Below are 12,189 nucleotides of genomic sequence, written 5' to 3' on the forward strand. Positions count from 1 at the left end.
TTTAGAAAATTCGCATTACATCGTTGAAGGTGACGTAGAGTCCAAGCCCCAGTAAGAATAAAAATCCGATTCTAAAGATGGACTCAATTACTTTTCCAGGAAGTGGTCTTCCAGTAATCGCTTCATACGCATACAATACGATATGTCCACCGTCCGCCATCGGAATGGGAAGTAAATTCATAATCATCAAAGCGATCGAGATCCTAGCGACAAACTCTAAATACGTTTCCCATCCGATCTCTAAACTGATCCCAGCATAAGAAACGATTCCCACCGGACCGGACAAACTGTCTTTAACGGAAAGAATACCAGAGAACAACATTCCAATTCCTTTAAGAGTAGTCTCAACGTTTTCATAAACATCCTTACCCGCAACCGCAAAGGATTCTAAAAAACCTAAATCTCTCTGCATAGGTTCCGGATTGAATTTCATATTTGGCCTAAATCCCAAAAGTCCGATTGGACGAACCTTAGGCTCGGCCTCTAACTTAAGATTTCCCATATCGACCGTAACCGTATTTCCGTTCTTCGTTTTAACATACGCGAGAAGTTCTTCGAAACTCGGAAAGGTCTGCCCGTCCACGGCAAGGTTCAAAAGTTTTTGACCAAGTTCCGGATCATAACTTGCAAACTGATAGGATTCCAAATTCAACTCAGGATATTTGCGATCTCGAATATTCTTAAACTCTAATATATTAGCGCCTAAAACAGGAACCTCCACGGAGACCACCTCCGTAGACCAAGGATTGACCAACGGATAAGACTTACGATCGACTACTATATTCACTTTTCGATTTTGGAATTCTCCCAAAATTTTTTGAAGTTCTCCCACAGTAGAAATCGTTTTACCGTTCACAGTTTGAATTACGTCTCCGTCGTTCAAATAACTCAAAGCGCGAGAACGCAGAAGATTTTCTTTTTCTTCTTTCTCTTTTTCCAAAAGAACCTCGGTGGGAATGTCCCTACCTTCCACCGCTTTTTTCAGGCGTTCTTGATAATAATTTTCGGCTTCGTGAGATTTATCTAAACGAGAAGACAACCAGTGTTGGAACTGTTCCGGATAACTAAAGGTAGCGACTACCCTTCTTTCACCAAAAGGTTCAACTCCTATGGTAGGAATTCCGGAAGAACGTTTCGGATTATAGATAATTCTAGGAGTCACGTTCCATTCCATCGATTTTCCTTCCCTTTCTCCTAAAATTTTAAGAGAGTTACCCGAAGACAAACCAACGTTAGTCACTATGTCCTCAAACTTTTCGGTTTTGTTTCCGTCTATGGAAAGGATTCTATCCCCCGTTCGAAGTCCAGATTGATACGCCGCCGAGAATTCCTGATCTGCGGGATCGATAAAAATTCTGTTTCCGGGAGGATTGTGGCCTAGAAAATTCAAAATTAATAATATTCCAAAACCAAGAAATAGATTAAAAAGCGGACCGCCTAAAACTGGAATCATTCGTTTTAAAGGAGGTGTGGAAAGAAGTTCTCCCGGTTCTCCTTTTACATCCCCGCCGTAGTCGTCTCCTTTGAATAGAACATATCCTCCGACAGGAATCGCAGTAATCTGATAAGTAGTTTCACCTACTTTTTTTTTCCAGATTCCTCTTCCGTAACCAATCGAAAAAATTCTAGCCTTAACTCCTACAAGCATACCACAAAGAAGATGACCTAACTCGTGTATAAAAATAGAAATCGCCAACATAAAAATGGCGCCTAATACCATGATCAACATGCGGATACTACCTTCCTTGTTTTCAGATTTCGGACGGTTTCGCGGGCAATCCGATCCGCTTCCTCGTATTCTTCCAGAGACGACGGAAACTCAATTTGTATTTCGTCTAACGTTATTCGAATGTAATCCGGAATTTCTATAAAACGGATTTCATCTCTTAAAAACAATTCTACGGCGGCTTCATTGGCCGCGTTAAAAATACAAGGTGCCGTTCCTCCGACCTTGCCCGCCTCAAACGCAAGGCCCAAACCAGGATAACGTTTGAGATCAGGCTCGCGAAACTCTAATTTTCCCCAGTCCTTAGCAGGATAAGACCGTAAAACCTTAGGAACCGGTTCCGGATGAAAGAGAGAATGTGCGATCGGAAAAATCATATCCGGATAAGAAGCATATACAAAAGAAGCGCCGTCTTTTAATTCTACAATTCCGTGAGCGATGCTCTGAGGATGAATCACAACTCCGATTTTATCATACGCAACATCGAACAAAAAATGAGCTTCGATCACTTCGAGTCCTTTATTGATCATACCGTTAGAATCGATCGTGATTTTAGGACCCATGTTCCAAGTAGGATGATGGAGCGCTTGTTCCTTTGTAACAGAGGAAAGTTGTTCTACAGACAAATCCCTAAACGCACCTCCGGAAGCGGTGAGAATGATTTTTTCCACAGAGTTAGGGTTTAAAGATTCCAAAAGTTGAAAGAGTGCGTTGTGTTCGGAATCCACGGGGACTACTTTTGTATTGTGTTTTACGATCAGAGATCGAATGAGTGGCCCAGATGTGACTAACGTTTCTTTATTAGCAATTCCTAATCTTTTTCCCGCTGTGATCGCCGCAATCGTAGGACGTAAACCGACGGAACCCACAACAGCAGTGATCACGATCTCTACTTCGGGTTCACGTACGAGTTCGCAAAGCGCGGATTCACCGTAAAGAATTTGTGTCCTACCCAGTTTATTTCCAAGAACCCCTACGTCTGCAAAGTTGGAACTCACACAGATAAAATCGGGAGAAAATTCTTTTTGAATCTCTTTTGCTTTTTCGAGATTAGAATGAACACTGAAAGAATGAAGTCTAAATTTTTCCGGATAAGCGCGAAGCACCTTTAGAGTAGATTCTCCAACGGAACCAGAAGCGCCCAAAAGACAGACGGAAGTTGTCATATCCGATTAGACTCCAAGATTCCCCTTGATCTGAAGATAGTAATACAAGACAGGAATGGTAATCAAAAGAGCGTCCGCAAGATCTAAAATTCCACCGTGACCCGGAATCAAAGAACCAGAATCTTTGATTTTTGCGTCTCGTTTCATTGCGGATTCCAAAAGATCCCCAATCACGCTGACAAAAGATAAAATCGCGGAGATCAAAAAAACTTCCAATCCTCTGACAGCTGCGAGAGTTCCAGTAGAATATTCCCAAATTATGTTGAAGATAAAAACGGAACCGATCGCCGTAAAAATTCCGGTCACATAACCTTCCCAGGTTTTTTTAGGAGAAATTGCAAGACCGGCCGGATGTCTTCCGAACCACCTTCCCCCAAAATAAGCACCGGCGTCCGTCAAAAAGGTGACCACCGAAACAAAAACAATATAATAGATTCCCTGAGCCATTCCGAGCAAAAGTAAAAAGTGACCTAACGGAACCGCAACGTAGAACACACCTAAAAAAGTGGATGAAACAGAAAAGATAGCACCGTCTAACGGGCGTCTGGTGATCTGCAAAGTAAACGTAACGATAAATAATAAAAGAAAAGCAACTGGAACCGGATCAAAAGGAGGAATGAAATATTTTATATTTTGCAGAAAGAACAAAGGTGCTTCAAATTGATTTTGAGAACCCAAAAATCGAAAGTAATAAAACGAGAGGATCAACAACATAAAAAAAACGCCGGTTCCTCGAAACGGTCTTCCGTCCTCACCTCGATCGGAAAGATTATAAAATTCCTTGATTCCGATAGCTCCACCTAAAAGAAGAATCAAATACGTCTGCAGATAATAAAAACCGGGATAGAATATCATAAAAAGATAAAATAGTATGAGCACGGCCGCAGAAGCGAGTCTCTTGGAAGTTTCACCCATTCGTAAGTCCTCCGAATTTTCGGGTTCTGGTTTCGTACCACTTTAGGGAATCCACCAGAGAATTTTTATCGAACTCGGGCCAGAGAGTATCCGTAAAATACAACTCCGCATACGCGGATTGCCAAAGCAGAAAATTAGAGAGTCTTTGTTCCCCGGCGGTTCTGATCAGTAAATCTACGGGAGGAAGGATGGACGTATATAAAAATTTTTCGAACTCTTTTTCTTTCAAAGGCTTTTCCAAAGAAACTTTAGAGCGTTTTCTTTCTAAAAAAAGCTCCTGTGCCGCCCTTAAAAGCTCGTCTCTGGAACCGTAATTCAAACAGAAGTTAACGGTTAGATTTTTATTCTTTTGAGTCTTATCTACCGCAAAATCTATCTTGTCTAAAACGCCTCGAGTTAATTTTTTTCGGCTTCCGGAATGAAGGATTCGAATACCTCTTTTATGAATCGTATCCAAACGAGTTTCTATAAATTCGATTAAAAGACTAAAGATAGAACGGATTTCAGTGACGGGGCGTTTCCAATTTTCGGTAGAAAAAGCATAAAGGGAAATATTTTTTAAGCCCAGTTCCAGGCTTGCATCCATAAGTCTATCTATGGCCTGGGCACCCTCTCTATGACCTTCGGATCTGGATTTACCTCTGGCGGTTGCCCATCGACCATTCCCGTCCATAATAACGGCAATATGTTTGGGAAGATTGGACTCGAATAAGCCCACCTTAGATCGTAGTAATTTCCTTTTCCTTCTCTGCGGTTAGAGAAGAAATTTTATCGATGTAAGAATCTGTGATTTTTTGAATCTGATCTTGAACCGATTTGATCTCGTCTTGAGACATTCCTTCGGTATGTTTTTTAAGATCTTCCATCGCATCCCTACGAATGTTGCGAATAGCGACCTTTTTTTCTTCGGACTTAGACTTTACAACTTTTGCAAGTTCTTTCCGCCTTTCCCCTGTTAGTTCCGGAATTACGATTCGAATGACTACCCCGTCGTTGGTAGGCTGAAGCCCTAAACCGGAGGTTTGGATCGCCTTTTCGATGTCTTTCATAATTCCCTTATCATAAGGAGAAATGACCAGTATTCTAGGTTCCGGAACGGAAATATTCCCAAGCTGATTGATCGGAGTTTGTGTACCGTAGTAATCCACTCGAATATCTTCTACAAGGGAAGGATTAGCGCGCCCAGTGCGAATGGTTCCAAAATCCTTTTTAACCAATTCGATGGTTTTATCCATCTTAGTTTTCATTCCAGAAATGATTGCGTCACTTGCCATCGATTTGAATGTCCTCCGAATTAGAGATCAATGTGCCGATGTTTTTACCGGTAATGAGGTCTTTCAGATTTCCACGTTTGAAAATGTCAAATACTATGATCGACATATTATTTTCCATACACAAACTAAGAGCGGTAGAATCCATAACCTTAAGTCTACGATTGATAGACTCCATAAAAGAAATCTGAGAATAACGTTTGGCTTCGTTGTCTTTTTTAGGATCTGCGGTATAAACCCCGTTCACTTTAGTAGCTTTGAGAATCACGTCACAACCCACTTCTACGGCTCTTAAACTTGCGGTCGTATCAGTAGTAAAATAAGGATTACCGGTCCCACCCGCAAAAATTACGATTCTTCTTTTTTCGAGATGTCTAACGGCTCGGCGACGGATATAACTTTCAGCAATAGAATTGATTTCGATCGCAGATTGAACTCTTGTATAAAGACCTTTTTTTTCGCAAGCGTCTTGGAGCGCTAAAGCGTTTTGAATCGTAGCGAGCATTCCCATATAATCCGCGGTAGCTCGATCGATTCCTGCTTTGGCAAGATTTGTACCTCGGATGATATTTCCACCGCCAACAACAAGAGCGATTTCTACTCCTAGATCATGAACTTCTTTGATTTCTTCTGCGAGAGAATGGGCTTTGTTTGTATCAATTCCAAATTCACCTTCTCCGGCCAGAGCCTCACCAGAAAGTTTAATTAGAATTCTATTATACTTCGCTTCCGTAGCCAAAATTTAGAGTCCACCCACCTGAAAGCGGACAAAACGGGCGATAGTAATGTTCTCGCCAAATTTCGCGATCGCTTCCTTTACTAAGTCGTCTATGGTTTTAGAATCGTCTTTAAAAAATGCCTGGTTTACAAGACAAGATTCCGAAACGTATTTTTTGATTTTTCCAGGAAGGATCTTTTCAATCTGATCGGCTTTTTTACCTTCCGCTTCCAATTGAGATCTCATGATCGTTTTTTCTTTTTCTAGATCCGCAGCAGGAATGGATTCTTCGTTGAGATACAAAGGATTCATCGCTGCGATCTGCATACAGATTTCTTTACCAAGGGCTTCAAAGTCTTCGTTTTTAGAAACGAAATCTGTTTCAGAATTCAATTCTACAAGAACTCCGATCTTTCCGTTACCGTGGATATAAGAAACCACTCTGCCTTCTTTGGTTTCTCTTCCCGCTTTTTTAGCCGCCTTTGCGATCCCTTTTTCACGAAGCCAGGTAATCGCTTTTTCAATATCTGCGTTATTTTCTTCGAGAGCTTTTTTACAGTCCATCATTCCTGCACTGGTTCTCTCTCTGAGTTCTCTGATTAAGTCCGTAGTCACTGCTGCCATGAATGAAATCCTTATTCGTTTTGATCCACTTCGATCGTAGTGGAAGAAGGTTCGACCGTAGTAGTAGAAGGTTCTTCTGCGGTTTTAGTTTTTTTAGAATCTGCGTCTTCGTCCATGATGAACTTTCCACTTTCATCATATTCACCTTGGTATTCCAAAGCCAAAGCTTCCGAATCCAAATCTTCGCTGAATCTAGGTTGTTCTACAACACCACCGGTTCCTTCAATCACCGCGTTGGACATGGTTTCGAGGAAGAGGGAAATGGCTCGGATCGCGTCATCGTTACCTGGAATCGGATAATCGATCAACTCAGGATCGCAGTTAGTATCTACAACCGCGAAAATTTTAAGACCCAGTTTTCTAGCTTCTTTAACCGCAATTTCTTCTTTTTTAGGATCGATCACAAACATAATTTCAGGAATGGTCGCCATATCCTTGATCCCACCGAGAGTCTTGCGAAGTTTTTCCAGCTCTCTTCTTAGAGTCAGAACTTCTTTTTTAGTTTTAACTTCTTTTTCAAAACTGTTATCCGCTTCCATCGACTCTAGTTTTTTTAAACGAGCGATACTTTTTTTCACAGTGTTCCAGTTGGTCAAAAGACCACCCGGCCAACGATTATTGATAAAAAACATGTTAGAACGAATCGCTTCTCTTTCGATCGCACCTCTGGCCTGTTTTTTAGTTCCTACAAAAAGGACTTTTTTACCTTCGGAAGTTAATTTTTTAAGAGCGTCATATGCTTCTTTTGCTTTTTGAACGGTCTTTTGAAGGTCTATGATATGGATTCCGTTTCTGGCCGTAAAAACATACGGAGCCATTTTAGGATTCCATTTACGAGTCTGGTGTCCGAAGTGTACTCCGGTTTCCAGAAGATTTTTCATTGAGATCACTGACATGGTTTACCCCTTTTTTAGTACGAAATACAACGTCGCTACGAGTCCTATCAGACTAGCAGGGGTAAATTGTATTTCGACCTTGATTACGTAGAGTTCAAATTTGATTGCTTCTCGGAGCAGGTAGGAAGAGAAAAAAGGAACGCCTGTTAGGCGATCGAGAATAACTCCCGTCACGGCCCCGGCGAAAAAACCGAGGAGAAGAATGAGGGCTATCTTGCCAATCTCAGCCCTATCCTTAGGCTTTTTCGGGTTAGCAGGTACCACTTTTTACGGATGAAAGCGCGGGTCAATCTTTATTGGGCTGGATCATTTCACAGTTCCCGTCAAAGATCACTCCGTCTGCAATTTGTAATTTAGATGTTTTGATATTTCCGTTTACCTTTCCGGTAGAAAGCATTTCTAACTTTTCAGTCGCGATTACGTTTCCCGTAATTTCACCACCTACGATCACGGTACCTGCTTTGATGTTAGCGCGTATCTTTGCACCTTCGCTGATGAGTAAAAATCCATCGGATTCAATTTCACCTTGGAACTCGCCTGAAATTTCAAGAGGTTTTTGAAAATTTAAAATTCCGGAAAAGGAAGTTTCTCTTCCGAGAACCGTGGAAATGGCGCCGTATTCTGTAATGGGGCGAGAAGTTCTAGTTGCAGTTTTCTTAGACATGGATTCTCTTATTTCGTTTTCATTTCAAAAACTCCATCCCAGTCTGCGGGAGGAGGATTTGTGATAAATGCCTGACAACGACCGATATATTTTTTAGAAGGGCCGTCGTCCGGGGTCAACTCGATCGCCTTTTTAAATTTTTCAAGCGCTTCGTTAAACTTTCTAGTTTTATACAAGTTCAGACCTTCGCTATAGAATTGAAGAGTTTGTTTCATCGTTTCCGAAATCATAGATCACTCCTTGTAAAGCACCACGACGGCCGTGGAATAATTTTCAGCGTGACTGATCGAAACCGAACAACCGCTGTATCCTTTGGTAAGAAACAATTCTTTGGATTTTCCATGCAGTACCAATTCTTTTTTTCCAAATTCTTTTCCGAAAAGTTCGATTTCCCTCATATCTAAAATCACATCGTCACCTGGTTCGATGGCTTTGATAAAAGCTTCTTTAACACAAAACCTTCCGCTCAAATGTGGAACTGGATCTTTCCGATTAGTACAGTATTCCCGCTCTGATTCTGAAAAAACTCGTTTTAAAAAACGATCTCCGTGTTTTTCTAAAAGATCACGAATCCTTGCGTTTTCTACAATATCGTTTCCTACGGAAATCTTCATTCTTCTTCTAAAATCTCCGGGCTGGAATCCGGCTCGATCGTATTTTCACCATCCTCTCCATCGGATTCTTTTACACCATCGTTTTGATTTTGATCGGGTTTTACTTTAAAAAGAATAGATACTCTATCCGGAAACACTCCTAAAACTTCTACGGATTTTAGAGAAGCAGATTTGTTCAGTTTGATTTTGGCAAATACCGGTTTATTATCCGGAAGAATTTTTTTAGTTTTAGGATCGTATTTATGAGAACATACTACACTCGCTGAAAGTCCTTTGATTACCTGAATACTTTTGAGAGTGGTTTTAGATTGAAGTTTTACGGAAACTTCCGGCTCGGAAAATTCAGCTTCCAAATTTTTATCTAAGTTTTGGCATTTGATCGGAATTCCGAGAAGAAGAGTTTCACCTGCGTTAGACGCGCTTGCAAATATATTTACGCGAACCGTAACTTCTTTTACGTTATCTCTTATCTTTACGGAAGCAGGAAAATCGGGAAGTTTATGTTTATATGAAAAAGACTCCGTTTTATCCTTGAGGGATATAGGAGGAATCGAAATTTTTCCCAAACCTTCCAAAACTCCGGGAGGACCGCTGACGTGAATTACAGAAGGGGAAACAAAATGATTCGTCTTTACATAGTTAGGTGGAAGGTCTCCCGTAAACTTCACTTCGATGGGAAGTATTTTACCGGAATTTGATTCCACGTTTACCCTAATTTTATCCCGTAATCTTGTAATTCTAAGCCCCGCGGGTGCTCCCGAAATTCTATAAACGGAAACTAAATTTTCTCCGGTCTTAAGTTCGGAAGAATTAATATGAGCTTTTAAAAACTGGGAATAATAATTTACGTATTCCCGAACCCCTTCCACTTTTATAGGAACCGTTTTATCGGAGGTTTTAGAAACGATCAAAGAACCGCCTAACTTAGGATATTCGATCGGAATCTGGATTTCTTTTACGAGTATTTTAGAATTTTGTAGATTTATATAGAATACGATCGCCAGAATCAAAGACCCTAATTTGGCCTGCCAGTTATTGAAGATCAATTTCAACTTCAGCGCTCCGCCTTTTCTTCCACAACCGGATTGTGTTTTTCGGAAACGTTATCTCTTTTTTTAAGGATCGTATTGACTAGATTTTTAAGTTCGATCGGTTTAACAGGATGAGTCATTTCTCCGTCGTAACATACGGAGATTTCTCCAGTTTCTTCCGACGTAACGATCACAATAGAATCTGATTCTTCTGAAATTCCAAGCGCGGCTCTGTGTCTGGCTCCCATCCTTGCGTCATCCAAATTCTGAGTCATTGGGAGAAAAGCTCCGGCACAAGCGATTCTATTCTGTTCTATGATTACGGCCCCGTCGTGAAGTGCTGAATTTTTTTTAAAAATAGTAAGAAGCAAACTCGCGGAGATGATCGCGTCTAATTGCACGGATTGATCTATAATTTCCTTCAAACTATTTTCTCGTACAATCGCAATCAGAGATCCTGTTTTATTTTTAGCCATAACCTTTACGGCCTCTATAATCTCCTCTAAATCTGTCATTTGTTTTAAAAGAAACGGCTGAAAGATTTTCATTTTAGAAAGATCTGCTGTAATCTTTCTAAGCTCCGGCTGGAGTAAAACGATAATCGCAAATACGAGTGCAGGACGAATACTTTCTATAATCCAATCTAATAATTCGAGTTCAAACGTACTCGCAAAAATTCCTAAAAACCAAATGACCGCGACCCCGAGTAACAGCTGAATCCCTCTGGTTCTTCGAATGGTAGAATAAAATTGATAAATGAAAAAACCGACAATCAGTATATCTATGATGATAATGAACGGATTTTTACCGAGTGGGAATAGGGATATGTTCTTGAAAAAAAACAATCCTGACTCCCTTTACAATCCCAAAACCGCAAACATATCGTAAAGTCCCGGCTTGCGACCTACTAAAAATTCTGCCGCGCGTACACTTCCTACTGCAAAGGTTTTTCGATCCTGAGCCTTATGTGTTATTTCTATTCTTTCTTCGGGAGTAAAAAAATATACGGTATGATCTCCAATCACTTCTCCCGCTCGAAACGTGTGAATTCCTATTTCTTTAGAATCTCTTTCTTTTAAAATCCCGTGTCTTCCGTGGACTACGTTTTTAGACGTTCTGCCTAACGTTTCTAAAAGTATGTTCTTTAATTTTTCGGCGGTTCCAGAAGGTGCGTCCTTTTTGTGACGATGATGAATGTCTTGGATTTCTATATCCGAAATTTCTCCCATTACCTTGGCCGCAATTTCGGTTAACTTGAATAATAAATTCACTCCGATAGACATGTTAGGTGAATATACGATTCCGATTTCTTTAGAAGCCACTTGCAACGCATCTTTTTGAAGTTCTGTGAGCCCTGTAGTTCCGATTACAACCGGCTTTTGATGCTGAATACACGCCTTAAGTGTAAAATCCAAGTTCTGATGTGTGCTGAAATCGATCACACAATCCGCACTCCGCACCGCGACTTCTAAATCAGATGAAAAATTCACTCCGTTTTGTTTGATCCCGGAATGTAGTCCGGAATCCATTCCTAAAAATACGGAACTTTGACTGACTATCGATGAAGATAACGTGGATTTGATAGAAGTAGAAAGTACGGAGATGATAGCGCGTCCCATTCTTCCGGACGCTCCGATCAAAGCAATTTGAGTTTTTGAAGGTTGACTCATTCGTTATTCGTATCCTTTTTCTTTCAGACCTTCGAGCACCTTTTTAAATTTAGAACTTGTCTCGTTTTGAGAAAGTGGAGTCAACGGCAGCCGTATTTCCGAACCACAATGACCAAACCAGTGCATCGCCGTCTTGATCGGAATCGGATTGGTTTCCATAAATGCAAGCGCAAAGACCTCAATAAAATCGTAATGTATTTTTTTGGCCTCGGAGATTTTTCCCTGTTGAAACGATCCTACAAGTTGTACTAATGCTTTTGGAAATAGATTGGAAATCACAGACACAACCCCTACTCCTCCGATTGCAAGTAAAGGAAGGGTCAAATTATCGTCTCCGGAAAGTACCGTCATTTTATTTCCCACTAAGGAAATTAATTTCCCCATTTGTCCCAGATCTCCCGTCGCCTCTTTCATAGATCGAATCTGTTTGACCTCGCTGAGTCTGAGTACGGTTTCCGGTAATAAATTTACAGAAGTTCTTCCCGGAATATTGTAGAGCATCACAGGCACGGTGGAATGTTCCGCGATCGATTTAAAATGTAGGAAGAGTCCTTCTTGTGTAGGTTTATTATAATAAGGATTTACGGAAAGGATTCCGTCCACTCCGTCTTTACAAGCCGCCTCTGTCAATTCGATGGCTTCTTTTGTGGAATTGGACCCGGTTCCAGCGACTACTTGAATTTTTCCTTGTACTGCTTTGACGGTTTCTCGTATAAGTTCCGCGTGTTCACTGTGAGAAAGTGTCGGAGATTCTCCCGTCGTTCCACAAGGAACAACTCCGCTGACTCCGGCTTTGATTTGTTTTTCCAGTAGTTTGAAATAACTGTCGTAATCGATTTTATCGTTTTTGAATGGTGTGATGATCGCCGTATAAACGCCCTGGAACATAGGGTT

General features: G+C 40.9%; 16 protein-coding genes. All 16 read right to left on the reverse strand.

The genetic code is table 11. From position 1 onward, the window contains the following. Window position 1 precedes the first annotated feature (1 nt). From LEP1GSC049_RS224150 to dapA, 16 genes are read right to left on the reverse strand one after another with little or no spacing between them, the layout of a single operon-like run. A complete protein-coding gene (locus LEP1GSC049_RS224150) occupies window positions 2-1,729 on the reverse strand; it encodes a site-2 protease family protein (protein WP_004753662.1) in 1,728 nt (575 codons plus the stop codon). Next, the gene (gene dxr, locus LEP1GSC049_RS224145; protein ID WP_004754493.1) at window positions 1,723-2,892 is read right to left on the reverse strand and encodes a 1-deoxy-D-xylulose-5-phosphate reductoisomerase; all 1,170 of its coding nucleotides are present in this window, start codon (window positions 2,890-2,892) and stop codon (window positions 1,723-1,725) included. Before dxr ends, LEP1GSC049_RS224150 begins: the two co-directional genes overlap by 7 nt. Before the next feature lie 6 nt (window positions 2,893-2,898). Further along, window positions 2,899-3,807, reverse strand: coding sequence for a phosphatidate cytidylyltransferase (locus LEP1GSC049_RS224140; RefSeq protein ID WP_004762477.1), 909 nt, complete (start codon window positions 3,805-3,807; stop codon window positions 2,899-2,901). After that, window positions 3,800-4,480: an isoprenyl transferase gene (locus LEP1GSC049_RS224135; protein ID WP_004778023.1), complete on the reverse strand. Its 681-nt coding sequence runs from the start codon at window positions 4,478-4,480 to the stop codon at window positions 3,800-3,802. Before LEP1GSC049_RS224135 ends, LEP1GSC049_RS224140 begins: the two co-directional genes overlap by 8 nt. A gap of 46 nt (window positions 4,481-4,526) precedes the next feature. Next, complete coding sequence (frr, locus tag LEP1GSC049_RS224130) at window positions 4,527-5,081, reverse strand: ribosome recycling factor (protein WP_004754595.1); 555 nt, start codon at window positions 5,079-5,081, stop codon at window positions 4,527-4,529. Continuing rightward, window positions 5,071-5,817, reverse strand: a complete 747-nt coding sequence (gene pyrH / locus LEP1GSC049_RS224125) for a UMP kinase (protein ID WP_004449539.1) — start codon at window positions 5,815-5,817, stop codon at window positions 5,071-5,073. Before pyrH ends, frr begins: the two co-directional genes overlap by 11 nt. Window positions 5,818-5,820: 3 nt before the next feature. Continuing rightward, window positions 5,821-6,420: a translation elongation factor Ts gene (tsf, locus tag LEP1GSC049_RS224120; protein ID WP_004754895.1), complete on the reverse strand. Its 600-nt coding sequence runs from the start codon at window positions 6,418-6,420 to the stop codon at window positions 5,821-5,823. Window positions 6,421-6,431: 11 nt separating this feature from the next. Further along, window positions 6,432-7,316 (reverse strand): 30S ribosomal protein S2, encoded by an 885-nt coding sequence (gene rpsB, locus LEP1GSC049_RS224115; RefSeq protein WP_004754551.1) that lies wholly within the window; start codon window positions 7,314-7,316, stop codon window positions 6,432-6,434. A 3-nt stretch (window positions 7,317-7,319) separates the two neighbouring features. After that, entirely contained in the window at window positions 7,320-7,580 is a 261-nt protein-coding gene (locus LEP1GSC049_RS0204455; protein WP_000248821.1) for a hypothetical protein, read from the reverse strand. A 22-nt stretch (window positions 7,581-7,602) separates the two neighbouring features. Further along, on the reverse strand, window positions 7,603-7,980 hold the full coding sequence (locus LEP1GSC049_RS224110) for a bactofilin family protein (RefSeq protein WP_004754134.1): 378 nt from the start codon (window positions 7,978-7,980) through the stop codon (window positions 7,603-7,605). Window positions 7,981-7,988: 8 nt separating this feature from the next. Beyond that, window positions 7,989-8,210: a tetratricopeptide repeat protein gene (locus LEP1GSC049_RS224105; RefSeq protein WP_004755189.1), complete on the reverse strand. Its 222-nt coding sequence runs from the start codon at window positions 8,208-8,210 to the stop codon at window positions 7,989-7,991. Window positions 8,211-8,213: 3 nt separating this feature from the next. Further along, the gene (acpS, locus tag LEP1GSC049_RS224100; protein WP_004754466.1) at window positions 8,214-8,594 is read right to left on the reverse strand and encodes a holo-ACP synthase; all 381 of its coding nucleotides are present in this window, start codon (window positions 8,592-8,594) and stop codon (window positions 8,214-8,216) included. Next, a complete protein-coding gene (locus LEP1GSC049_RS224095) occupies window positions 8,591-9,646 on the reverse strand; it encodes a CdaR family protein (protein ID WP_004753563.1) in 1,056 nt (351 codons plus the stop codon). The genes acpS and LEP1GSC049_RS224095 overlap by 4 nt, the downstream gene beginning before the upstream one ends. A 2-nt stretch (window positions 9,647-9,648) precedes the next feature. Continuing rightward, complete coding sequence (gene cdaA, locus LEP1GSC049_RS224090) at window positions 9,649-10,470, reverse strand: diadenylate cyclase CdaA (protein WP_004753592.1); 822 nt, start codon at window positions 10,468-10,470, stop codon at window positions 9,649-9,651. A 12-nt stretch (window positions 10,471-10,482) separates the two neighbouring features. After that, a complete protein-coding gene (gene dapB / locus LEP1GSC049_RS224085) occupies window positions 10,483-11,295 on the reverse strand; it encodes a 4-hydroxy-tetrahydrodipicolinate reductase (RefSeq protein ID WP_004754978.1) in 813 nt (270 codons plus the stop codon). Window positions 11,296-11,298: 3 nt separating this feature from the next. Beyond that, entirely contained in the window at window positions 11,299-12,183 is an 885-nt protein-coding gene (dapA, locus tag LEP1GSC049_RS224080; protein ID WP_004753995.1) for a 4-hydroxy-tetrahydrodipicolinate synthase, read from the reverse strand. Window positions 12,184-12,189 lie beyond the last annotated feature (6 nt).

It is taken from the genome of Leptospira kirschneri serovar Cynopteri str. 3522 CT (genome assembly GCF_000243695.2).
Lineage (GTDB): Bacteria > Spirochaetota > Leptospiria > Leptospirales > Leptospiraceae > Leptospira > Leptospira kirschneri.